This window comes from Nonomuraea sp. SYSU D8015, assembly GCF_008065375.1.
Lineage (GTDB): Bacteria > Actinomycetota > Actinomycetes > Streptosporangiales > Streptosporangiaceae > Nonomuraea.
The window spans coordinates 74,070-96,726 of sequence record NZ_VJYI01000031.1; the positions used below are offsets into that span (position 1 = coordinate 74,070).

18 protein-coding genes and 1 pseudogene are annotated in these 22,657 nt (G+C 66.5%); 4 read left to right on the top strand and 15 right to left on the bottom strand.

What is annotated here, in order from left to right:
* Positions 1 to 65 precede the first annotated feature (65 nt).
* Together ID574_RS52875 and ID574_RS52880 are read right to left on the bottom strand one after the other, a co-directional pair.
* A complete protein-coding gene (locus ID574_RS52875) occupies positions 66 to 1,139 on the bottom strand; it encodes a cytochrome P450 (RefSeq protein WP_223168007.1) in 1,074 nt (357 codons plus the stop codon).
* Positions 1,140 to 1,599: 460 nt separating this feature from the next.
* Positions 1,600 to 2,331: a hypothetical protein gene (locus tag ID574_RS52880; RefSeq protein WP_188196685.1), complete on the bottom strand. Its 732-nt coding sequence runs from the start codon at positions 2,329 to 2,331 to the stop codon at positions 1,600 to 1,602.
* A 1,240-nt stretch (positions 2,332 to 3,571) separates the two neighbouring features.
* Here ID574_RS52880 and ID574_RS52885 point away from each other — a divergent pair.
* Positions 3,572 to 4,363, top strand: coding sequence for an SAM-dependent methyltransferase (locus ID574_RS52885; RefSeq protein ID WP_188196686.1), 792 nt, complete (start codon positions 3,572 to 3,574; stop codon positions 4,361 to 4,363).
* On the opposite strand, the gene ID574_RS52890 is transcribed toward ID574_RS52885, so the two are convergent.
* Positions 4,353 to 7,151 (bottom strand): AfsR/SARP family transcriptional regulator, encoded by a 2,799-nt coding sequence (locus tag ID574_RS52890; protein ID WP_188196687.1) that lies wholly within the window; start codon positions 7,149 to 7,151, stop codon positions 4,353 to 4,355. The two genes, ID574_RS52885 and ID574_RS52890, sit on opposite strands and share 11 nt — an antisense overlap.
* Before the next feature lie 516 nt (positions 7,152 to 7,667).
* On the opposite strand from ID574_RS52890, the gene ID574_RS52895 reads away from it, so the two are divergent.
* From ID574_RS52895 to ID574_RS52905, 3 genes are all read left to right on the top strand, one after another.
* Positions 7,668 to 8,984: a helix-turn-helix domain-containing protein gene (locus tag ID574_RS52895; protein WP_223168008.1), complete on the top strand. Its 1,317-nt coding sequence runs from the start codon at positions 7,668 to 7,670 to the stop codon at positions 8,982 to 8,984.
* 61 nt (positions 8,985 to 9,045) lie between these two features.
* Positions 9,046 to 9,867 (top strand): SAM-dependent methyltransferase, encoded by an 822-nt coding sequence (locus ID574_RS52900; protein ID WP_188196689.1) that lies wholly within the window; start codon positions 9,046 to 9,048, stop codon positions 9,865 to 9,867.
* 165 nt (positions 9,868 to 10,032) lie between these two features.
* Positions 10,033 to 11,232, top strand: coding sequence for a cytochrome P450 (locus ID574_RS52905; RefSeq protein WP_223168009.1), 1,200 nt, complete (start codon positions 10,033 to 10,035; stop codon positions 11,230 to 11,232).
* On the opposite strand, the gene speB is transcribed toward ID574_RS52905, so the two are convergent.
* From speB to ID574_RS52960, 12 genes and pseudogenes are all read right to left on the bottom strand, one after another.
* The gene (gene speB, locus ID574_RS52910) at positions 11,221 to 12,423 is read right to left on the bottom strand and encodes an agmatinase (RefSeq protein ID WP_336245641.1); all 1,203 of its coding nucleotides are present in this window, start codon (positions 12,421 to 12,423) and stop codon (positions 11,221 to 11,223) included. The genes ID574_RS52905 and speB overlap by 12 nt on opposite strands.
* Positions 12,420 to 13,388: a DMT family transporter gene (locus ID574_RS52915; RefSeq protein WP_188196690.1), complete on the bottom strand. Its 969-nt coding sequence runs from the start codon at positions 13,386 to 13,388 to the stop codon at positions 12,420 to 12,422. Before ID574_RS52915 ends, speB begins: the two co-directional genes overlap by 4 nt.
* The gene (locus tag ID574_RS52920) at positions 13,385 to 15,019 is read right to left on the bottom strand and encodes a primary-amine oxidase (RefSeq protein ID WP_336245642.1); all 1,635 of its coding nucleotides are present in this window, start codon (positions 15,017 to 15,019) and stop codon (positions 13,385 to 13,387) included. The genes ID574_RS52915 and ID574_RS52920 overlap by 4 nt, the downstream gene beginning before the upstream one ends.
* A gap of 56 nt (positions 15,020 to 15,075) precedes the next feature.
* Positions 15,076 to 15,348, bottom strand: a pseudogene (locus ID574_RS63245) (hypothetical protein); the annotation flags it as partial.
* Entirely contained in the window at positions 15,348 to 16,031 is a 684-nt protein-coding gene (locus ID574_RS52925; RefSeq protein ID WP_188196691.1) for a hypothetical protein, read from the bottom strand. The gene ID574_RS52925 and the pseudogene ID574_RS63245, both read right to left, overlap by 1 nt.
* Positions 15,953 to 16,666, bottom strand: coding sequence for a hypothetical protein (locus ID574_RS52930; RefSeq protein WP_188196692.1), 714 nt, complete (start codon positions 16,664 to 16,666; stop codon positions 15,953 to 15,955). The genes ID574_RS52925 and ID574_RS52930 overlap by 79 nt, the downstream gene beginning before the upstream one ends.
* Positions 16,667 to 16,939: 273 nt before the next feature.
* A complete protein-coding gene (locus ID574_RS52935) occupies positions 16,940 to 17,641 on the bottom strand; it encodes an NUDIX hydrolase (RefSeq protein WP_188196693.1) in 702 nt (233 codons plus the stop codon).
* Positions 17,642 to 17,992: 351 nt separating this feature from the next.
* Positions 17,993 to 18,904: a spermidine synthase gene (locus tag ID574_RS52940; protein ID WP_188196694.1), complete on the bottom strand. Its 912-nt coding sequence runs from the start codon at positions 18,902 to 18,904 to the stop codon at positions 17,993 to 17,995.
* Positions 18,901 to 19,335, bottom strand: coding sequence for an adenosylmethionine decarboxylase (speD, locus tag ID574_RS52945; protein WP_188196695.1), 435 nt, complete (start codon positions 19,333 to 19,335; stop codon positions 18,901 to 18,903). Before speD ends, ID574_RS52940 begins: the two co-directional genes overlap by 4 nt.
* On the bottom strand, positions 19,332 to 20,498 hold the full coding sequence (locus ID574_RS52950; protein ID WP_223168015.1) for a type III PLP-dependent enzyme: 1,167 nt from the start codon (positions 20,496 to 20,498) through the stop codon (positions 19,332 to 19,334). The genes speD and ID574_RS52950 overlap by 4 nt, the downstream gene beginning before the upstream one ends.
* A gap of 284 nt (positions 20,499 to 20,782) precedes the next feature.
* Complete coding sequence (locus tag ID574_RS52955; protein ID WP_188196696.1) at positions 20,783 to 21,442, bottom strand: isochorismatase family protein; 660 nt, start codon at positions 21,440 to 21,442, stop codon at positions 20,783 to 20,785.
* 48 nt (positions 21,443 to 21,490) lie between these two features.
* Entirely contained in the window at positions 21,491 to 22,654 is a 1,164-nt protein-coding gene (locus ID574_RS52960; protein WP_188196697.1) for an isochorismate synthase, read from the bottom strand.
* Positions 22,655 to 22,657 lie beyond the last annotated feature (3 nt).

The following is a 22,657-nucleotide window of genomic DNA, read 5'->3' on the forward strand; positions in this document are numbered from 1 at the left end:
CGCGACTGCTCCGCCATTGCGATCTGATCGCCGCAAGAAAGGGCAGGAAGCGTTGCCCTACCCGCTCAAGCCAAGATCACGGGTAGCCGCAGGGGCTGATGGAACAGTTGCGTGGTCCATCGAACATCGTCCAGTGACAGGGCTGGCCGCAGCCCAGGGGCTCGAAGGAGAAGGGCGCTGAGGGCCTCCTGCAGTTCCATGCGGGCGAGGTTGGCGCCCAGGCAGAAGTGCGCGCCGTGGCCGAAGGCAAGGTGCGGTCGCGTCGCAGCAGCAAAGCGACGGATATCGAACCTCTGTGGCTCGGGGAAGGCGTCCGGATCATGGTTGGCGGCGTTGATATTCGGAAGGACGACAGTGCCGGCGGCCACGGTAGCCCCCGAGGGGAGATCCAGCTTCTCCGTCAGCAGCCGGAGCAGGCCCGGCGCGCCAGGCCCGTCGTAGCGGAGAATTTCCTCGACCGCTGAGCGCACCAACGCCGGGGTTGCCTGAAGGGTTCGGCACTGCTCAGGGTGCAGCAACAGCCGATACACGCCTCGGGTGATCATCGTGGAGGCGCTCTCGTGGCCGGCGGCGATGAGCACAAAAAGGACGTTGACCAGTTCGTTCTGGCTGAGCCGGTCGCCCTCGTCCTGGGCCCGGATGAGGTCGTCCACCAGGTCGTGGCCAGGGGTGTTGCGATGAGCGGCGACCAAGTGCTCGAGGTAACTGCGAAACGCGACGAAGGCCTCTATGCGTGTCTCGGCCGATTCAGCGGTGGCGGACAAGAAGGCCGCGGTCCAGTTGTGGAAGCGGGCCCAGTCGCTGGCGGGGACGCCGAGTACCTGGCAGATCATGCGCGCCGACAGCGGCAGCGCGTAGTCGGCCACGATGTCGATGACGGAGCCGTCGACGCCGTCGAGGAGTTCGTGGGCAATCTCTCGGCACTGTGGCCGCCACCGCTCGGCGGCGTTCACGGTGAAGGCCCTCTGAAGGATGCGGCGTTGCCTCTCGTGGTCGGCCCCGTGCATCGTTATCAGCACGCCGGGCACGTCGTCGGCGGAGAAGCCTGTGACCATCCGGGGCAGGCCGGGAGCGGTCAGGTCGCGGCTGCTGTGCGGGCATGCGAGCAGAGCGCGAACATCGTCGTAGCGCACTGCCATGGGGACCTGGTCCCCGCTTGGCAGGGTGACCGGGTCGACCGGACGGAACCGGCGGCGCTCGTCCAGCGTAGGGGAGGGTGTGCCGTGGGGGCCCGGCGGCAAGTTGCGCCACGGGGGAGCAGCGTCGAGGTCAGTTGTCACGACGGGTCTCCTGTCGTGTCGGGAATGGATGGGATGAGGGCATTCGTGCTAGGCACGCATGTCGGCAGTGACGTGATCGGCGCTCGGAATGCTGTCGGCTCGAATAGCAGGTAGATCGCCAGGAAAGCGACCACGCCTCCGGTGGTCTGCCGGGTGTGGCTGGGGCGCGAACGCACAGCGCGCTCAGTCCAGGTTCACCATGACGCCTGGCGGATATCAGGCTGGGCAGGCTCACGTTGAGTTGGAAGGTGACCTTCCAGTAGTCGAGGGACTACGTACGCCCTTCACCTCCCTGATACACCTGTCCACAGCGATCTCGTCATGAAACGAGGGAAAACAGGGTCGACTCGTGGTCTCTTCCTTGAAAGAGGTGCTCGGAAAGCACATCTTCTGCGGCTTGCGGTATCCAGTGGCCATTGATCAAAGCCATGACGGACCACGTCACGCCCTGCATCAAGGAGGGATGGCGGACGAAGTCGGACACTGGCCATTCCGCGACTTCCTGTAATCCTAGGCATTCTCGTTCAGCTAGGAGCGGGTAGCCTGCCAAGGCCGTTTGCCAGAGGCGGGCTACGGTGTCGAGGTTCCAGAGGTTCCCAATCTTTTCTGGCCGACCGAGGCGTAGGAGAGTGAAGGCGTCCTCCTTACCGTCTTCCTTCTTCAGCACGATGTGGTCTCGGCGGAAGACGGGTTCCAACGGGCTGCTTTCGATACGAGCTTCGAGAGCCTGCACGTCAGCGGCCAACTGTTCGTGACGGGTGTCTTTGAGTCGGACCTCGGCATAGGCGAGGAGGTTGTCGAGGACTGCTTGCAGAGGCCACAGGCAATGAGGAGTGGGGCCCTGCGGTGTGCTTCGGGTGAGCGCTTGCCCGAGATCGGAGTCTTCGTCCTCGGAGCGTAACCAGTTCCAGGGGGAACATAGTGGGATCTGTTCATGCGAGGCGGCTGCGTTCTGGCGCCACGGCTTGCCGATGGACCGGCCGTTGATGAGGACAATCACCTCGATGTCGCGAGCGTCCTCCGGAGCCCGCTCTAGGTAGATGCCATGCATGACTCGCCCTGCCGCAACCCAGTCTCCCGGAGGCCGCTTGGATTGAGCTGGCTTGCGGGGATCATCTGGGTTCCACTCCACCCAACGGCGATCGAGGCCGAGGGGCAGCGGCCAACCGTTCATCGTGCACCTCTCAGATGTAGGCAACGCTCTGACCGCCTTGGCGTCAGCGGCGCTGCTGCCAGCGGACGCATGGGAAGAGCCACGATCATCCAGATCGCAGCGTTCTTTCGGCAACATCCGGACGATATGGAACAGGGATTGGGCGTCACACTCTGTCCCAATGCCAAGCTGGTGCTGAGGCCGGGCTCCAACACCGACGGCTTGCGCAAGCGGCCCAGATGCTTGCGCAGCCGCCTGACGAGACACAGCTCACCTTGCAATGACTGTTCAGCTAGGCGGCCGCCGGCCCTCCTGCGTCCGCGGCCTCCCCCTCTGCCGCGGCTGAACGGGAAGGCTCCAGTTCCTCGTGCAGAAAGCTGGCCGGCGGCATGGCCCACGGCGTCGCGGCGAGACCCTGGTGACGGCGGTCGCGTACGCAAAACTCAGCCTCCTTGCTTGTGTATGCCGATGGGCGCTGACATCTGGCCAACGTGGGGCGTTCCGGCCTTTATGTTCCCTGCGAGCCATGACGACGCAGAAGTGACAGTACGGAAAATCAGCACGATATGGGGTTAGCGTGCGGTTATGATCAGGTTTGATTCTGGCCTGTGAGCCGCATTCCTCCTGACGGCGTCTTTCCCACGTCCCGAACTTGAGATCTGTCCTACATTTGGTCTAGATCATTCATACAGAAGCGCTTACGATTGACGTCGTTTGCCGACTGTTTCGCCTCGGTCACGCAGTGGGGACGACATTCCCGTTCGCAAGCTGTGCTCAGCCGAGGTGTGCGCCGACAAGAAAGGCATCTGTGGGCACTCCGACGTCACCCACGTGTACTCGTGCACCGGCTCTCACGTTGGCCCCTGCAAAGGATTCCCATTTGACAAGTTCCTCGCCCTCGTGCAGGTGGAGCTCGACGGCAGGCGAGGGCACTCAGATCCGCTACGGCGATGGCGAGGCACCTCGGCCCTCCAGCCTGGATGAGAATGCACCGGTGTCGAACCGGCAGCTGCGCCCTCTATGATCAACACAACATCTTTCCGGGCGTCGCGTTCCGCCAATTGGACGCACCACCCGGATAGTGGAACACCTTCCACTATGAGCGATTCACTGTCAGCCCAACCCCCCAAGGTGGATCATGAGATCGGCAATCGACACGACAAAGCCCTCACCCGCCCGCATCTATGACTACTTGCTCGGCGGCAAGGAGAACTACGAAGTAGACCGGGAAGCAGCTCACGTCGTGCTTGACGACGCACCGGAGGCCAGGGAAGTGGCAGTGGTCAACCGCAGATTCCTCGCGGCGGCGACCCGGTACGCCACCCGCTGCGGCATTACCCAGTTCCTGGACATAGGCTCCGGCCTGCCTACCCAGCAAAATGTTCACCAGGTCGCCCAGGCAGAGGTGCCCGATGCCTGCGTGGTGTACGTCGATAACGATCCCAGCGTGCTCTTACACGCGGAAGCGCTCATCGTCGATAACCCCAACACCGGCTACATCGAGGCGGACGTGATGACCCCCGCCGAGATCATCACCAACCCGGTGACTCAGCGCCTGATCGACTTCTCCAAGCCGGTCGCGGTGCTTCTGGTGGCCGTCCTCCACTTCGTCCCCGATGGGAACGATCCGTACGGCATCGTCAACGACCTGATGGAGCAGGTGGCGCCCGGGTCCATGCTCATCCTTTCGCATGCGACCACCGACGAGATCAACCCTGTGGTGTGGGAGCGGATTCAGCGCCAGAACGAGCGCTTGGCGGTCCCGGCGAACTTCCGGCCAGGTGAGGACATCCGGCGCTTCTTCGACGGGTTGAACCTGGTTGACCCTCCCGGCTTCGTCTTCCTTGAGCAGTGGGCGCCTGGTGAGGTGCTGCCGGTCGACCGGTCTCAGCCGCTGAAGCTTCGTTGCGGGGTCGCCTTTAAGCCGTGACTCGCATCGCCGCGGCGAGCTTGCTCCTGCACCGGTCGACGTGGTGCCTGGTGCCTTCTCCCTCGTACTGGGTCGTCGCTGCGGCGTACCGCTCGGCCGCCTCGTTGTGGCGGCCGAGCCCCATCAACGCGTCGCCTTCCATCTCCAGGAAGGATGCGTCGCCTGCCTCGTGCCCGAGTGGGGTGACAAGGTCGACGCGTCGGCTGCACAGGTCAAGGACCACGTCGTGGTTGCCCGCCGCCAGTTCGACCCTGCCCAGCATCCACAGCGTGTATGCCTGGTAGGCCTTCTGCCCGGTGCCGGTCGGCATGGTCTCGGACAGCTTCACTGCTTCCCGGCACCGCATGATCGCCTCGCTGTGCAGACCGCGTCGGCTGAGAATGAACCCCAGGGTGCGCAGGCACGCCACCTGGGTGTGGACGTCACGGGCCGTCTGGGCGATCTTCAAGCCCTCGATAGCGTCGCTGGTCGCCTGGCTGAGGTGTTCCTGGCGTTGTCTGCCGGTGAGCCGTTCGCCGGCCACCGCGCGGGCGGCCAATGATCGCGCAAGGGCCCGCCGGTCGACGACGGATCTGAACACCTCGGTGCTCAGGTTGAGCATGGGCATCGACCGCTCAGCGCCTCCTGGTGACCGGGAGATCAGGATCGCCAGCCGTAGCCGTGCCTCCGCCGCCAGCCGCTCGTCCCCGCTGGCAAGGGCGGTGTGCATGATAAGCCGCCACATGGTCTGCGCGTTTCGGCTTCGGCGCGCCCAGAACAGGTACGAATGGATGCGTAAGGCGACACCAACGGCGCTTTGAACCCGCAGCTCACGGCAGGCAAACCGGACAACGTCCAGGAGATTCCCGATTTCGGACGCGAACCAATTCTGGGGGTCGGCCTGAATGAGACGCCTGGCCAGTGGTGGTGCGTACAGGCACTTGCTGAGCCGGGCCGGGGGAGGACTGTTCGGCTCATGTGGGATGAGGGAGTCCGCGAGGTCGGCAAGTTCGAGCCAGCCAAGGAGTAGCCGGTCCACGACCGCGTCGCTTTCGGCCACGCGCTCGGCCAGCCGATCGGCGGCGAAGGTACGCAGCAGCCCGTGCTGGCGGTAGCGCGGCTGGCCGAGCGCGTCGGTGCCAGCAGGCGCGATGAGGCTGTGCGTGGTCAATGTTTCCAGCAGGTTCTCGGCATCAGCTCCCAATAGCATCGTGGCGACCCAACTGGGGAAATCGCTTGGCCCCGCCAATGCCAAGACCCGGAACGCGTGGCGAGCGTCGTTGGGAAGGGCGTGATAGCTGTCGGCGGCGATGCTGGCGGCCACTCCCATCTCGTCGGAGTCGAGCTCCGCGAGACGATCGGCAAAGTAGCGCAGGCTCCAATGAGGTTGCGCCGTCAGTCGTGCCCCTGCGACCCGAATCGCCAGCGGGAAGCCGTCGCATGCCTCCACGAGGGCGGCGGCCGCCTCTGCCTCGGAGGCAATCCTGTCGTGGCCGATGATTTCACCGAGGAGGTGCAGGGACTCAGTGTTACTGAGCGGGTAGAGCCGCACTCGCAGCATGGCACCTTCGGCCAGGTGCATGCGGCTGGAGATGATGACGCCGCATCCGGCCGTGCCCGGAAGCAGCTGATTGACCTGCTGGATTCCCAAGACGTCGTCCAGGACGAGAAGCATGCGGCGACCGGCGAGCAGGGAACGCAGGAGCGCGGTGCGCTCAGCAGGCGTACCAGGAAGCTCTTGGGGGTGGACTCCGAGAGAGCCGAGGAGCTCAGCGAGGACCTGGCCGACGTCGCGTGGCCGTTCCGACATGGCCTCCAGCCGAACGTACAGCTGCCCGTCCGGGTAGGCGTGCCGGATCAGGTGCGCCACATGGACGGCCAGCGCGCTCTTGCCCACGCCGCCGGGACCGGTGATCGAAGCGATACGCACCCCCGTGTCGTTCTCGGCTGAGGTGAAATAGTCGACCAGCGACTGCACCTCGTCCTGGCGCCCGGTGTAGTCGATGACATCGGGTGGAAGCTGGGCAGGGGGCGGCCAGGTGTGCGGTGCGGCCCGTGGGTGCTCGTTGGCAGGCATCGAGCGGCTTTCGTCCTCGGCGATCTCATCGCGAAGCTGACGTAGCCTGACACCCGGGCCGATGCTGGTCTCCTGGGTCAGCAGGGCGCTGACGGCCTCGTAGTGTTGGAGGGCCAGGATGCGTTCGCCGCCACGGTGCAGGGCGGTCATCAGCAAGGCGTGCAGTTGCTCCGACAGCGGGTCATCGGTCAGTTCGCGACGCACCTCTGTCAGCAGCTCGCGATACTGCCCGAGGTGAAGCCGCGCCTGAAGCAGTGCCATCACGGTGCCTTTGCGGTCGATCAGCAGCTCGTCACGCGCCAGCGGCAGTTTGCCGCCTCTGTCCGGAACATCCGCTAATGGTGGGTCGCCCCAGAGGGCCAGCGCCCCAGCGAGAGCTTCCGCCGTCCTGGCGTAGTCGCCGCGATTGGTGAATGCCTTGGCGTCGCTGCACAGGGCTCTATAGTCATGCAGATCGAAGCTGTCGCCGGGAAGAAGGTCAAGGCGGTAGCCGGCAGCGCCGCCCGGAGGAATGCGCTCCGGTAGGAGGAGTCGCAGCTCCGACACCTGCGTTTTGAGACCTCCTTCGCGACCCCAACTGTCGCCCCACAGGGCCGTCATGAGGTCTTCGGCGAGGATGCCAGTTGCTCCAGACAGCAACAGCGTCGCGACCAGGCGGCGCTTGAGGGGCGACAGGGGAACCTGTTGGTCATTGGCGTACACAGTTAGACGCCCCAGCACTTCAAATCGCATTCGGTGCCCCCTTTCTCCTCGCCGGAACGAACGGGCGAGCTGCGTGAATCAACGAAAGCATGCGGGGAAAGGACGTGAGCGCTGTGGCTAGAGTGGTGCTGACCGGACGCTAACCAACTCCCAACCGCGTAATGACCTTCTATCTCCGTGTGTCGACCGGAGGAAGATCGGGGCCACTGACGCGATAGAAAGCCGCATCACCATGTCACGGATCCAGACGGTCGCCCGCCGATGCCGACCTTCCTGAGTGGCCACACAGGTATGACACGCCCAAGCAGGAGGTTTATCCATATCTTCAGAAACGGGCCATCCCTAATGTGCTGTTGTTGACGTTTCACCTATGGACTCCTCACATGGAACGCGATGGTGGTGTGCCCAAACGTCCATCTCCGGGCACGCGCTATTTCGGTCATGGTGGTCGGGGCTTGATTTGATCGTGTTCTCAGGCCGCTTGTCAACTGCTAGAAATGTGCTTAACTGACAGTTGTTCTGATCAAGAAGGGCTGGGCGGCGACTATGGCGACGTTGGCGGAACGTCTCTCAGAGGCCCTAGACGATCGCGGATTGACCAACGCGCAACTCTGCGAGCTGCTGGACGAGCAGGGATTCGGGGTGACGCCTGCCTACATCTCAGGTTTGTGCTCCGGGGCAAGGAAGAATCCGAACCTCAACCTCCTCAGGGCCATGGCAGCTCTGCTGGATGTCTCCTCCGGCTGGCTGATGGGGGACGACGTTCCACGTGAACGCACCACAGCCCAGCCCCTGGCCGACATCCCTTCCAGTGAGGAGGTCGCCGCGGACTATGCACAGCTCTCTCCTGACTCCCAGCGGACCATCGGCCAGTTGATGCGAATGGCGCGCCGGGCCGAGACGGGCCGCATTCGACGTTCCTCCTCTGTCCACCAGTACACGCCGCTCGGCGATGGAAGCGATGTCGCTGCCAGCCCCACGCACCCCTTCCCCGCAGTCCAGGTGGAACAGCTTCACCGTGTTCGGATCGAGCCAGGGAATCTGATTGGTCAGCGGTTACGGAGCCTTCGCGTCATGGCCAAGCTGCCTGAGACGGAAGCGGCTGCCACGCTGGAGACAACCGAACAGACCATCCAGCAGATCGAGCGTGGTGAAAGGACACCCACAGAGGACGAGTTGGAGCGGCTGCTCACCCGGTACGGCGTGAGGGCCGAATACCGCAAACTCATCTTCGAGGTCGCCCATGGCGAGCATGAAGGGGCGTGGTGGCTCGACTACTTCTCCACCTCACCCCCGTGGCTGGCAACGATGCTGGCTGGCGAAGCCAATGCTGGCATCATCAAGGGCTACTACGCCGAGGGGGTTCCGCCGCTGCTGCAAACTGAGTCGTACGCGCGCGCGGCTCGACAGGCTGCTCACCATCCGGATCCTGCTCCCGACCAGGTGGAGCTGGCCGTGCGCCTCATCATGGAGCGTCAAATCCGACCGATCGAGCAGCAGTCGGCCCAGTTGTGGTTTGTCCTTCGAGAGGCGGCACTGTTGGATATGCCCGGCAGCGTGGATATCCAGGAAGAGCAGATTTCGCATCTCATCGACATGGCCAAGCGTCCGAACATCGCGTTGCGCATCAACCGTCTGCATGGTGGGCGCTATCGGCCCAGGGGCGGTTCGTTCACGATCCTCCAACGATTCGGGGCGCCGCTTCTCGTCTTCGCCGCCGGACTGGTCGAGGACCAACTCATCACCGACCGAGACGTGATGGACGAATACCTCATGGCACACATCCGGCTCGACATGTCCGCTGAGCCGGACGAACGGACGGTTGCGGCTTTGACTGAAATTCGTCGCAAAATCACCGCGTAGTGGCATTGTCGCTCTACAATGCCGATCTTGATCTATCGTTCACGCGCGTGTGAGGAGACCCATGAGCGAGCCGGCATGGATCGTAGGTGTCGACCCGAACAAGGCCAGCGCGGCCCGGATGTATGACTATGTCCTCGGTGGCGACGATAACCTCAAAATCGATCGCGACGCGGTCGCCAGAATCGAGGCCCTCGTCAAGTACTATCGCCCCGCCATCCATGCAAACCGCGACTTCCTTCGGCGCACGGTGCGTTTCCTCGTGGAGCAGGGCATCCGACAGTTCATCGACGTAGGGGCCGGGTTACCCACGCGCGGCAACGTTCACGAGGTGGCCGAGACGTCCAAGGTGGTCTATGTGGACAACGACCCTTACGTCATCCCTCACGCCCGTGTCCTGATGGCCGGCTCCGATCGCGTCCGCATCGTTGAGGGCGACGCTCGCCGACCAGCCGACATCCTGGCTCACCCATACGTCCGCGACTTCCTGGACTGGCAGGAGCCGGTCGCGCTCCTCATGATCAGCGTCCTGCACTTCATTCCTGACGACGCCAACGACACCGCCTACGCCGCGGTGAACCACTTCAAATCGGCCTTGCCCCCCGGCAGCTACCTCGCCATCGCCCATGGCACCGCAGAGGGATTTCGTGCTGACCATAACGACCACGTCAACCGTCAGTACGAAACGGCCCAGAACCAGCCCTTCATGCGGCCCTACGCTGACATCAAGCGGTTCTTTGACGGATGCGAACTGGTCGATCCGGGGCTGGTTGAGGTCCTGCACTGGCGCCCTGACAGTGACGACGCCAACAGATATCCGGTGGACCGCGTTGGCGTATACGGCGGGGTCGCCAAAATCATGGCCGGTGGATCCCCCACCGCGTAGGGCGCGGCAGGTCCGCGCCCTGGAGCGGATCAGGATCGCTGTCGAACCACATCCGAGACGACGCGGCCGCAGGGTCGCCGGGCCCTGGCGGCCGAAGGTCGTCACCACAACGCTCACCCGGTCGGCTGTCGCGCCGGCCTGACAGGTCCGCTTTGTGTGAAGGAGATGACGCTCGCGATGGTCACCTACAACCCGAACGACCCGGCCTTGTACGCCAACCCCTACCCGACGTATGCGCGGTTACGGGATGAGCAACCGCTCTACCACAATCCGGACCTCGGAATCGTGGCCCTGTCCCGGCATGTTGATGTGTCGGCGGCGTGGAGCGATCCGGGCCTGTACTCCTCCGATCATGGACCAGTGATCGAAGAATTCGGGCCCGACGCCGCCGAGGTGATGGGGTTCGTGGCCATGGATCCCCCGCAGCACACGCTCATGCGGAGGCTGGTGGCCAGCGGCTTCACGCCTGGTCGGGTTAGCCGACTCGAGCCGCGTATCCGTGAGCTCACTCGCAAGCATCTCAGGCCCCTACTGGAGCAAGGCTCCGGCGACTTCATCAGCTTCGCGACCGCGATTCCCGTTGATGTCATCTCCGAGCTCATCGGCGTGCCCGAGGCTGACCGCCCCATGTTGCTGGGGCTCAGCCAGCAGATCATGACGCGCGGCGACATCAACGGCCGCCTCACACCGGCGGTCACCCAAGCCAACATGGAACTCGGAGCCTACTACGGTGGTCTAATCGCCGAGCGGCGGCGCGAGCCGCGCGATGACCTGGCTTCGGCCTTGCTGCAGGCGGAGATCGAGGGCAGGCGATTGTCCGACCGTGAAGTGATCGCCACCCTGATGCTGCTGGGAGTAGCCGGGAACGAGACCACGGCTCGATTGCTGGGCACTGCTTGGAGATGCGCCTGGCAGCATCCTGAGCAGCGCGTGCGTGTCTGGTCCGGCGAGATCAAGGTCGACCGGTGGGTGGAGGAGACCCTGCGCCTTGAAGGGCCGAGTCAATACACGGCACGGCGCGTGACGCGTCCGGTTGAGTTGTACGGGACCGTCGTGCCAGCCAACGCGCTTATGCTCCTGGTGATCGCTGCGGCCAATCGTGACGAGCGCGTCTTCCCCGATGCAGACCTGTTCGACATGTCTCGCGACACCTCCCAGACCTTGGCCTTCGGGCGCGGCCCACATTTTTGCCTGGGCGCTCCACTGGCCCGCCTCGAAGCCAGGATCGTTCTGCAGGAACTGGTGCGTGCGGTCCAAGTCGACTATGACGTGGACATGACCGGAGCATCCTGGACGACCAGCCCCAACGTCCGCGGCCACGCGAAGCTGCCCACAACGATTAAACCGCGGACATCAATGACGTAGCGCAGAAGGCCGGGAGCACGCGATCGCGCACGATTGCCAGGTGACCGCAGCCCCGAACTGAACGACCGGCCCGCGGGTGAGGAGGAGGATATCGGCCAGCCACGCACCTGACGCGACCCGCAGAGTGGCCACCTTTGCCGGAAGAATGCGTCGGTCGGCCGGGTTAACGGCCGTCGAGGAGGGGCTGGCGGGGGTCCCAGCGAAGCCGCCAGCGTCATCCTTGCGGCGTCTGGCCATTGCTGACAGCGCCTCCAGGACAACGCGGTTGCCGAGGTAGGCGGTGATGTCGGCGTGGTCGTACGGCGGCGCGACCTCTACCAGCTCCATGCCCGCCACAGGCAGCTCGTAGCAGATCCTGCGCACCGTGTCGAGGAGTTGCCTGGCCGTCAGCCCGCCCGGCTCGGGCGTTCCGGTGCCCGGCGCGTGACCCGGGTCGCAGACGTCGATGTCCACGGATAGGAAGATCTGGTCGCAGTCGTCGAGTGCGATCTCGAACGACTCGGTGAGGCATTCCTCGAGGCCACGGGCGACGATCTCGCTCATCTCGTACGAGCGCATCTGCTGCTCGGCCATCCACTCCAGAGTCTCGGGCTCGGGCCAGTAGCCGCGGAGCCCGAGCTGCACGAACCTGTCGCCGCGAATGGCGCCCGACTCGATGAGCCGGCGCATCGGCTGGCCGTGCCCGTACAGGTGACCGAAGGCGATGTCGCCGGTGTCGGCGTGCGCGTCGAAGTGGATCATCGAAGTGCGTCCCGGGGCGTACGCCTTGGCCGTGCCACAGGCGTCGGGCAGCGCGATCGTGTGGTCGCCGCCGAGCACCAGCGGGATCGCCCCCGAGGCGGCGATGTGCTGCACGGCCTCCTCGATCGCCTCCAGCGAGCCCTCGATGTCGCCGGAATAGCACTCGACGTCCCCGGCGTCGAGCACGCGCAGGTCGCGCAGGGCATCCACGCGCAGGGCTAGGCTGGGCCGGGACCCGTTGTGTTCTTGATAGCACGCTTGACGTAGCGCCTGCGGGCCGAATCTGGCGCCCGGCCGGTTCGTGGTGCCACCGTCGAACGGTGCACCGATGATCACCACATCGGCACCGTGGTACGAAGCAGGATCGTGGACGTCGCAGCGCTCAACGCCTAGGAACGTGACGTCCGGGCCGAACATCGATCCATATCGAGACATGTTCATCGCCGTCATTCGGGGTCTGATTCCGTAATTGAGCCTGGGCGGCCGACGTTGGCGTAGCGTGTGGGCGGTCCGAGCGCGTCGAGGTCGTCACGTGTACGAGGCTTCGACCCTGTCTCTTTATGCGTCGTCACCAGTAGCACGCCGGCCAGCACGAGCACGCCTCCGACCAGTTGCGCCAGGCTCAGGGCCTCACCGAGCAACAGCACGCCGAGCCCGGCGCCGATCACCGGGATCGCGTTGTAAATTAGGCCGCTCTCCCCCACTGGGACATGCGCCAAAGCGGCGGTGTACAGCAGGCTAGGCCCGGCCAGCAGCAACCCCCCGCCGATGGCCGCGCCCCAGGCGGGCAGGTCCGGGACCGAATGAGAGCCGAACAGTTCACCGCCCAGGGCCAAGGGGGCGACCACCACCAGGGCCAGAGTCATCTGCACGGCGCTAGTAGTGATGGCGTCGACGTCGCGGCGCATGACGCGGGCGGTCACGATCCCGTAGATCGCCGAACAGGTGACCCCCGCCAGGACGAGCATGCTCCCCGCGGTCATCGACAGGCCGGTCGAGGCTCCCATCAGCAGCCACAGGCCCGGCACCCCCGCCAGCAGACCGCACCAGGCCGCCGCGCTGAGCCGCTCGCGCAGCACCACCGCGGCGAGCACGGCGGTCAGCAGCCCCTCCACGCTGTACAACAGCGAGCTGCGCGCGGCCGACAGATACGCCAATCCCAGCCAGCAAAGGCCCACATTGCCCACCGGCTCCAGCAGCGCCCTCAGCAAGCTGTGGCGCAGGGGCGGAAGCGCCTGCCGCCCGCGATGCCACACCACCGCGCCGAGGGCGGCCGCCGCGGTGGCCAGTTGCACCGCCAGCAGGCTGAGCGGAAGGAATCCGCTGTTCATGGCGAACTTGCTGGTCGGGGTGAGCAAAGCCCACCCGACTGTCGAGACCGCCAGCCAGAGGCGGCCGCGCTGCAGCGGGCTCATGTCGTGCCGCCGCGCGAACCGTCCAAGCCCGCCGAACCCGGCTTCGCTTGACAGTGACCTGGTGGCGGTTGCGCGGGGGCAAGGTCGATGGCGGGGTTGTGGTCGAAGAAGCCGACCGGTTTGAGCATGAAGCCGACGTACTCCACCGGCATCACCGGCCAATCCTCCGGTCGGCAGAAATGCGTGGTGCCGGCGGTGTACCACAGCACGATGTCGGCATCCACGACCGGCCGGTCCGCGGCCGTCCACTCGGGCAGCCCCGCCCCGCCGGGGTGTTGGTTGGGGAAGTCGCCAGCGGCCCGCCGCTCGCCGGCCGCGTACGGCGTCACCCACAGGTGCTTGGTCGCGAACGCGGCCCGCCTGCTGATCGCCGCCCCCTCGTCGGCGAGCAGCGCGGGGCCGACGTGGGTGGGCATCAGCTTGTAGGCGACGGGCTGGCCCACGGCGTTGCGTGACCCGTGGTTGACGATCCTCCAGTAGCGACCCTTGTCCGGGGCGGCCATCCGCTGAGCCTCGGCCTCGGTCGTCAGCAGCGTTGCAGTTGCGGTGAAGGCGTTGCCGTACGGGTTGTCCGGCCCGAGCGGGATGCGGGTGGCCTCGACCTCATACACGGAGTTGAGCGGTCCGTCGAGGCACATGTCGAGCCGGAAGTTGAACAGGTGCTGATGGTGCGGCCCGGCCAGCTCGGGCGTCACGAGGTTCGCGTACGCGACAGTCTTGCCAGGGGCGACGGCCTGCGTCTGGACGATGCCGGTCAACTTGACCTCGACTTGAATCGTGCCGTCGAGGTAGAAGTACCAGAAGAAGCCGTACTCGTAGTTGCCGACGGTTGCGATGAACGACACCACCAGCCGCCGTGACCGCCGGACCTCCGACGTGCCAGCCGTCATGTCGGCGTGCCGCCAGAGGATTCCGTAGTCCTCCTCGTGCAGGCAGATCGCGTTGCGTAGCGTGGCGGGAGTGCCGTCCTCGTCCACCGTGACCGCATCGAGGTAGACGATCTCGCCGAGACAGTCGCAGCCCAACTCCAGGCTGTTGGCCACGCCAGCCATACCGACGCCGACATCACCGGCGTCAAAGGCCGCCTTCCAAAAATGGTTCATAAAGGTCGACCCGTACGGGACGACCATCTCCGACAGGCTGGCACGGTAGACGATGGGGCGGACACGCTCGCCGTCGACGTAGCAGATCTCATGCAACACCAGGCCCTCGATCGGGTGCATCGAGACGCGCAGCTGCCACGGTCCCCAGCGCAGCGCGCCGTCGTCGACCGTGACGCCCGTGCCGTCTGGCTGGACGATCTGCAGTGGCGCGAGCTCCCGAACGCCGCCCTCGTAGCGGCCCGAGGCGCGCGGCACCGGGATCACCTCGCCGTCGTGGAGCTCGACGATCTCGCCGGTGTCGCGGTCGAGCAGCACGACGAGATTTTCGATGGGATGGGCGTAGGCGTTGTCGCCGGGCCCATCCGAGACGTACGCGACGCAGCGCGGCCCTCGGCGTCCACGGGCAGCCCGAGGTTGCCCGCGGGCCACGGGTCGATCTTGATCGTGGACATGTCGGTGACGCCGCGCCGGGCGCAGACGTCCTTGAATCTGGGGTTCTGGCGGACGGCCTCGGCGTTGGCCAGCCACTCCTCAAGCATGATCGGCGCCTGCCCGGCAGGCGCGCGCATGCAGGACACCAGCGTGCCTTCCGGCAGGGCGATCGTGAGCGTGCTGGTGCGGCCGAGCTTCGGCTCGTACGTGACCACCGTGATCTCACGCGGCAGCGACGTGCCGTCCCAGCTGAGCACCGCTTGCTTGGTCGGCTCGGCCAGCGCGCAGTAGGAGATACGTGCCCCCGGATGCACCGCGCCGGAGGCCAGCGCCGCCCGGCACGCCGCTGCGGCCTCCTGTTCGGTGAGCGGCGCGAGTGGGTGGCGTACGGCCGAAGCGATGGGAGCTTGGGATGTCGGCTGCATCAGGCATCATTCCTCGTTGGCGTGTACAGCGAGGTGGCCAGGTCGGTCAGATCGATCCGCTGGCCGTCGGGAGTCAGGGCGTGGCGGCCGGGGTCATGGCTGTACAGGTCGGGACGGGCCCGGTCTGAGGGCTGCACCCACATGCGCGACAGCGGATACAGCCCCAGCGGCGCGAGGCCAGCGCCGCCGTGCAGCTGGCGGCCCAGGCGGCGGGTGCGCTCCAGGATCCTCCACTCGTACGGGTCGTCGACGAAGACGACCAGCCGCGGGCCGTTGCCGGGCATGCCGGCGCGCAGCGCGGAGGCGACGTAGGTCAAGTAGCCGAACTCGAGCGGGCTGCTCGGCGGCTCCAGCGCGATCAACTCCTTCCACAGCTGGTCCTGCTGGCAGGCCAGGTCGACCAGTTCCTCCAGCGTTGGCACGCGTCCGCGTGCTAACGCGGCGCGCAGGTGTAGCGCGACAGCGGTGAGTTCGGGCCAGACATCCAGGCGCACCGGGCGCCGTCCGGCCATGGCCGCCCGCATCACGCGCGCCTGGCGGCGGACTTCCTGGTGGTGGCGGGTGAGGGCCAGGTCGGTCCATCGGGCCAGGAGCCGGGCCGGCATCAACCCGTCGAGCGCGGTCTGCAGCGCGAACAGGGGATAGGACAGGTATGGCGAGTCCAGACGTCCGATGACCGGCACGCGGCGGGGGATCCCCGGGCGAGGCCGGCGCAGACGGTGCCGAGCCGCAGGGTGCATTCCACCTCCGAGACGGTAGGCCGGGGATCTGCTCCGACCGCGATGATCGGCTCGTCAAGACCGCCGCCGCGGGTGCTGGCGAGCGGCACCCGGCGGCCGGCCGCTGTGGTGGCCCACGCCGCCGCGCCGCTGAACAAGCACACGCCCTGCAGGAGCACGACCGCGTCGAGGGCGTGCACGTCGACCGAGGGCGGGGTGCCGCGCGGCCACACGTGGTGAAGAAGGCCGTCCAGGCGCAGACCCGGGTAGACGGTGCAGCTGGTGTGCCCGGGCCGCAGGTCCTGTTCGATCAGCGCGTCGCCGGTCAGAACGTCGTCTGGGTGCCGATCCCACAGGTAGCTCAGGGTGGCGCGGAGCCGGTGCTCAGCATTATCCACCGCCCGTGGCCACGGAAGTGGTGGGTCACTGATGGCCACGTGATTTAGGCCAGGAGCCAGAAGATGCGGCTCACGGGGCGCATGAGGCAGCCGGAGGCTCGTCATCTCGGGCAAGTCCGCATCGCGCAGGCGCACGGTGTAGAAGGTCTGCGCGCCACCGCCGTGGGAGAAAAGCGGGCGGGAGGAAGCGGGCAGGAGCATGGCAGAGATCCTTCCGGGTGATCTTGGATGCCGGAGGGCGTGGGCAGCGGAGCTTGCCACTCCTGCGCGGCCGAAACAGACACGGCATCAGGTCTGATCTGCTGCTGAGCGCTGCCACGATCGCGCGGTCGCGCGAGGCACGTGACGCGGATCGGCGCCTGCCGAACGGCAGGCGCGGGACGCGACAGCCGCGCGGGCGGAGCACCGGGCCCTTGGAGAAGGGGGCGCTGGCTTGAGTGGCCTGACGGCGGGAAGGCCGGGCAGTGGCCGCGTCTACATGCGTTCGGACACAGCGAACTGTTCACGCCCTTCTTGCGCATGTGACCCCGCTGGGAGTGACTCGCGTGCATACGGCGGAAGCCCGAGTTCTTGGACCAGGCTGAGGGCGGACAAGGTGAACGAGTCAGTGATGTCTCCCCGTGACATCCATGCCGAGAGTTCGGCACGATCGCACAGGGCCACCTGTCGTATGCCTTCGCTGGTGTCCAACCGCCCGGGAGGACCGACTTCCGCCCAGAACAGACCGGTGGAGTGAGCGATGAGCCCGGTGTCGGCATGCATGGTGCCGATCCTGCATAAGCGTTTCGCAGCGCAGCCCAGTTCCTTGGTGAGTTCCCGGGCTGCGGTGTCCGCTACGGTTTCGTTCGGCGCACAGAATCCTCGCGGGATCTTCCAGTGCGATCGGCGGGTGGCATGCCGGAAATGCTCCACGAGCACGACCTTCCCTTCGTGTACAGGGAGGATGGCCGCACCTGCTCCCTCGGCGGCGTGCACGATGCGCACATATCCGCCCTCGCTGCCGTCAGGGAAGCGGACCTTGTCTCGCAGCAGGATCACATACGGGTCGCGGTAGCGCAGACCGAACGCCTCACGGTCCGACGGGTCCAAATCCTGAATCACCGTCGCATGCGGGTTGACGAAGAGGTCGGGACGACTGCGTCGCAGTTCGTTGTACTCCTCAAAAGGATCAAGCATGTTTCCTCCTTCGAGACTCCAGCCAAGGAGCTCACTTGAATCACGCAGGACTGCTGATACCGGTCGAAACGAATCGTCAAGGGGACGACAGTGGGCGGTGCTCGTGGCGCAGCCCTCTGATGAACGGCTCCGAGCTGTCCGTCTCTGATCCACCTGGTGTTGGCTCATGGGTGCATGTGCCGTCCCCAGGTGCCGACGGTGGAGGAACGTTGTCTGCCGGAAGTCCCTGCGCGCCATCGGAAGCGGCGGGGTGCTGATGCCGGTGATGGGCTGCCGCGGTTTGCGCGGCTGCGACGATCCGGGTCGCCAGCGCCATGTTCGGCCGCCCTTGTCTGATCATCCCGATGCCCATCACGGCTCCCGCACGGTGGCGGGGGTAGGCAGCGGCACCATGGCGGGCCGCAGGTGGTACGGGAGAATTGTGGCGCTCGCGGCGCTCACCGTGTCCATCGTCTCGGGCCGGTAGGGCAGGGTAGAAAGGCGACGCTGAAGCAGCGTGGACAGCGGATAGTCGCTGGCATGGGGCGCGCCGGTGATGAAGCTCCACTCATGCTCCCAGGCGTTGAAGCACAGCACGCTCGGGAACAGTTCGTTGAATCGTGTCAGGGCGCGCCGCAGAGTGTCCTGCCGCCAGAGCGTGGGGCATCCCGCTTGGGTGCTGACCACGCCGCCGGCGGTCAGCAGGTCCTTGCAGCGGCTCAAGAAGTCGCGGGCGTAGAGGCGGTTGTGTTGAGCGTCGCTGTCGGGCGCCTCATCCGGCAGATCGACCACGATGACGTCGTAGCGGGTGCCGTCCGCCAGCCGTGCCAGGACGAACTGGTGACCGTCCTCGGCGTGCAACCGTACCTGGCCATCTCCGGCTAGGGCGGCTTCGACGTCGGCGAGGGTGTAGCCGTAGGGCAGGTGCTCGGCGCAGGCCCGGACGCATTCGAGGTCGATGTCGACGTGGTCGACGTGTGCGGCGCCCGCCCGGCGCGCGATCTGGCTGGCGACACCCTCGCTGGAGCCGATGATCAGCACTCGGGGCCGGGCAGGGGCGAGAGCCAGCGGCGGCACCATCAGCGCCTCATGGTAGAGAAGCTGCGACAGCTCCGAGCTCTGCCGCTCCATCGCATCGGCGTCGCCGCAGAAGAGGGTACGACCGTGCGGGGTGTCGCCGATCAGCACCTGCTGGTAGGGGGTTTTCGCCTCGTACACCACATCGGTGATCGTCCAGGTGCGGGTCAGGCCCGGCGACAGCGTCTCGGTTGCGTTGCGGGTCATGGGTTCGCCTTTCGTAGAGAGGTCAGCGGATGCGGGATGGGCGGGGCGGGTGTACCTCGGTCGAGGATGACGACGTGGTATCTCGCAGGCCGGAGGGCCGTGCTGAGGGCATGGAATGCGCGTTCGGGGTCGGCCACTGATCCGCAGGTGAAGACGTCCACGTAACAGGCGCCGCCCTCGCCGGGGTGGTAGTCCGGGTAGCTGTGCATGGTGGCGTGTGACTCCGACAGCAGGGCCATCACGGTCACGCCCTGCGGATCGAAGTGGTGGCTGGCCATGGCGACCACGGTGGCCTTGGCCTCGGCCAGTGCCTGCTGCAGAACGGTGCAGAGGCGGGGCTCATCGTCGAGGAGGCCCGGGTCGACGCCGTAGAACTCCCCCAGCACGTGCCGCCCCTTGAACAGCCCGACCTCCGGATTCGGGGCGCTCACCGGCTCCCCCGGCTGGCCAAGGTGGAGTCGACGACACGCATCCGAAGAGGCGGCAGGCCGTTGAAGGACACCGAGGAATAGGTCGCGGTGTAGGCGCCTGTGCAACCGATCCGGACCCGGTCGCCGGCGCGTAGCGCGAGCGGCAGCTCGGGACGGTGGCGTTGGTAGAGGATGTCATCTCCGTCAGCGGTGGGTCCGGCCACGATGACCGGGCCGAGCGGGCCGCCGACGTCGGGAGCGCACATCGGGTAGATGATCATTTCGTTCTCGGTTTCGGCCAGGCCCCCGTACCGGCCGACATCCAGATACACCCAGCGTTCGCCCCGGCGATGGGTCACCTGCACCACTTCGCATTCCGTGGTCCCTGCCGAGGCGGCGATGGCCCGTCCTGGCTCGAGGATGAGCTGGGGCCGGCTGCCGCCGAAGTGCCTGTCCAGACTCTGGTTGATGGCGGCGGCGTACTGGCTGAGTGCGGGCACCGGCTCGGTGTAACCCGCTGGCAGGCCCCCGCCCAGATTCAGCAGCGGCAGTTCCCAGCCGACCTGGCGACAAATTGTGGCCGCGGCCGCGATGGGCTGCTCCCACGCGTCCACATCAAGCTGCTGGGACCCGACATGGAAGCTGACCCCGGCCGGGACCAGCCCCACGCGGGCCACGCGCCGCAGCAGATCCGCCGCCAGTTCCGGCTCGCACCCAAATTTGCTGCCAAAGGGCGCGGCCGCCGTGCCTTGGCTGTCGTCGACGGCGATGCGAACAAAAACCCGCGAACCCGGCGCAGCACCGGCGATCTTGTCGATCTCGTCCGCGCTGTCGGCCGCGAACACGCGCACGCCCAACTCGTGCGCCGCCTTGATATCAGCGGCCTTCTTGACCGTCGTGGTGTAGGACAAATGGCAGCCCTCAGCTCCCGCTAACAACGCCGCGCGAGCCTCACCGAGCGAGGCGACATCAAAGCGGCAGCCTGCGGCGGTCAAGCTAGCCAGAACTTCGGGGGCCGGATTGGCTTTGACGGCGTAGTACACCAACGCGTCTGGAAACGCGGCGCAGATGGCGTGATGATTGAGCCTGATCTGCTGCAGATCGATCGACAGGATCGGCGTCGCGCTCCCCCGTGTCTCCAGCGGCACGGGCTGCGCATCCGGTGGTGTCGTGTGAGTCATCATCGGGCTCACCGCGGCCCTCCAGGCGCGTTCACGGCGGCGGCCTGGGGCTCGCGGCGCAGGGGATCGGCGGCGACCGGCCACGGAGCTCTGGCCTGCCAGTGCACGGCCGCATCCGGCAGTCGGAGTGGTGCGCCTCGGCCGAGGCTGCCGTCGCGCTCTGGACGGCAGGCCTGATGGATGGACGGCGTGCGATCGCTGCCTGGCCATGTGTGCTGCCGGGAGCCGATGCGTGGAGAGGAACCGGGGATGATCATGGGCGTGGTCCTTCGGTCAACATGCTGGGGTTACCGCCCTGACACGGCCAGGCGCTGCTGGCTGAGGGCGGTGATGATGGCGCGTGTGGCCATGACTCGGCCGACCCGGTCGCTGATGTGGCGCAGCGCCGCCTCGTGGTGGTCGCGACTGAAGTCGGCGACGCCGTCGGCTGCGACGAATGGCTGAATGTCGCGCATCATCGCGTCGGTGGCGGTGGTGAGCACGCCGATGTGGGCGTACACGCCGCAGATGATCAGCTGTGTGCGGTCGAGGCCGGCCAGCACCTCGGCCAGGTGTGTGTGGTGAAAGGCGCTGTAGCGGGTCTTGTCGATCACGTGATCGCCCGGGCGCGGGGCGAGCGGGTCAGGGATGGCGGTGTCGAACGGGTTGGCGCTGAGGCCGGGCCCCCAAAAGTCCAGCAGCAGGCCGCGCTGCGCGCGGGATTGGCCGCCCGGCTGACGGCTGTACAGCACGGGGATGCCGTGCTGTACACAGGCCTCGCGCAGTGAGAGCACGTTGGCCATCAGGTCGGCCAACGGCGGCGCGGCCGGTTGCGGGAAGGCCCTCAGGAAGTAGTTCTGCATGTCGTGGATGAGCAGGGCGGCGCGGCCGTGGTCGATCGGCCAGGTCACCCGGCCTTCGACCGGCGAGTCGGGCATCAGGTAGGCGTCGATGGAGGGCAGGGACATGGGGTGTTCTCCTTCACAGCGGTGGCGTGGTTGGTATGCGGGCGTGGGTCAGCGGACGGTGCGGGCGTGCAAGGCGCGCAGCATGGTGAGGAATTTCGCGTCGGTCTCGGCGAGTTCAAGGTCGGGGTTGGAGTCGGCGACGATGCCCGCACCGGCGAACAGCCGCAGCCGGTGCTCGCCGTCCAGGACGGCGCCGCGCAGCGCGATCGCCCACTCGCCGTCGCCCGAGGCGTCCTGCCAGCCCACCAGCCCGGCGTAGTAGTCGCGTGCGACGCCCATGCCGCCCTCGAGCTCGGTGATTAGTGCGGCCGCCGCGGCGGTGGGGGTACCACACACGGCCGGGGTGGGGTGGAGAACGGCGGCCAGTTCCAGCGAGGTCGGCGCCGGGGACGCCAGGCGCCCGATGATCGGCGTGGACAGGTGCCACATGGTGGGGGTGGCCAGCAGGGTCGGCTCGGGCACGTGCACGTGCTCGCAGTGAGGGGCCAGCGCCGCGGCGACGGCGTCGGCGACCAGACGGTGCTCGTGCCGGTCCTTGGCCGACATCAGCAGCCGATCGGCGATGGCGCGGTCTTTGCGCGGGTTGGCCGGGTTGCGGCGGGCCGAGCCGGCCAGCGGGTTGGCGGTCACGGTGCGGCCATGGCGGGCCACGAGCAGTTCGGGGCTGGCCCCGATCAGGGTTTCCTGGCCGCCGAGCGGCACCGCGTAAGTGTGGGCGCCGCGGCCGCCCAGATGGAGCAGCAGGTCGGTGACGCTGACCGGCTGTTGCCCGATCAGCTCCAAGGTGCGGGCGAGCACGACTTTGTCCAGCTCGCCGGCGGTGATCCGGTCACGGGCTATCTGGACCGCCTTGACGTAGTCTGGCTCGGCCGGGATCGCGGTGATCTGCCAGTCGCTGGTGCCGCACCGAAAACACGAGCGAGCCGACAGCGGACCCGCCCAGAGGGCCTCATCGCACAGGGTAAGCCGGCAAGAGGTCGCGTCAAAGGTGATCGCGCCAGCCGCGATGGCCTGAGGGTCGGAGCCGAGGCAGGTGGCCAGCGTGGCGGGCAGATCGTCCAGGGAGATGCCGGTCAGGGTGCGCCCGCCGCGGCCCAGAAAGCTGTAGGAGCCGCCGCTCAGCAGGATGTCGCCGCTGCGGTATTGGCCGATCAGCGGGGCGATGTGCTCACTGGCCAACGGTGCTTTGGGCGGAAGCAGGGACAGGGTCATGGT

What these genes read in the sequence shown, in the direction of transcription:
- ID574_RS52875 (WP_223168007.1), bottom strand. Translation starts at nt 1,139, where the DNA reads ATGGCAGTGCGCTACGACGATGTTCGCGCTCTGCTCGCATGCCCGCAC.
- ID574_RS52880 (WP_188196685.1), bottom strand. Translation starts at nt 2,331, where the DNA reads ATGCATGGCATCTACCTAGAGCGGGCTCCGGAGGACGCTCGCGACATC.
- ID574_RS52885 (WP_188196686.1), top strand. Translation starts at nt 3,572, where the DNA reads ATGAGATCGGCAATCGACACGACAAAGCCCTCACCCGCCCGCATCTAT.
- ID574_RS52890 (WP_188196687.1), bottom strand. Translation starts at nt 7,151, where the DNA reads ATGCGATTTGAAGTGCTGGGGCGTCTAACTGTGTACGCCAATGACCAA.
- ID574_RS52895 (WP_223168008.1), top strand. Translation starts at nt 7,668, where the DNA reads ATGGCGACGTTGGCGGAACGTCTCTCAGAGGCCCTAGACGATCGCGGA.
- ID574_RS52900 (WP_188196689.1), top strand. Translation starts at nt 9,046, where the DNA reads ATGAGCGAGCCGGCATGGATCGTAGGTGTCGACCCGAACAAGGCCAGC.
- ID574_RS52905 (WP_223168009.1), top strand. Translation starts at nt 10,033, where the DNA reads ATGACGCTCGCGATGGTCACCTACAACCCGAACGACCCGGCCTTGTAC.
- speB (WP_336245641.1), bottom strand. Translation starts at nt 12,423, where the DNA reads ATGACGGCGATGAACATGTCTCGATATGGATCGATGTTCGGCCCGGAC.
- ID574_RS52915 (WP_188196690.1), bottom strand. Translation starts at nt 13,388, where the DNA reads ATGAGCCCGCTGCAGCGCGGCCGCCTCTGGCTGGCGGTCTCGACAGTC.
- ID574_RS52930 (WP_188196692.1), bottom strand. Translation starts at nt 16,666, where the DNA reads ATGCTCCTGCCCGCTTCCTCCCGCCCGCTTTTCTCCCACGGCGGTGGC.
- ID574_RS52935 (WP_188196693.1), bottom strand. Translation starts at nt 17,641, where the DNA reads ATGCTTGATCCTTTTGAGGAGTACAACGAACTGCGACGCAGTCGTCCC.
- ID574_RS52940 (WP_188196694.1), bottom strand. Translation starts at nt 18,904, where the DNA reads ATGACCCGCAACGCAACCGAGACGCTGTCGCCGGGCCTGACCCGCACC.
- ID574_RS52950 (WP_223168015.1), bottom strand. Translation starts at nt 20,498, where the DNA reads ATGATGACTCACACGACACCACCGGATGCGCAGCCCGTGCCGCTGGAG.
- ID574_RS52955 (WP_188196696.1), bottom strand. Translation starts at nt 21,442, where the DNA reads ATGTCCCTGCCCTCCATCGACGCCTACCTGATGCCCGACTCGCCGGTC.
- ID574_RS52960 (WP_188196697.1), bottom strand. Translation starts at nt 22,654, where the DNA reads ATGACCCTGTCCCTGCTTCCGCCCAAAGCACCGTTGGCCAGTGAGCAC.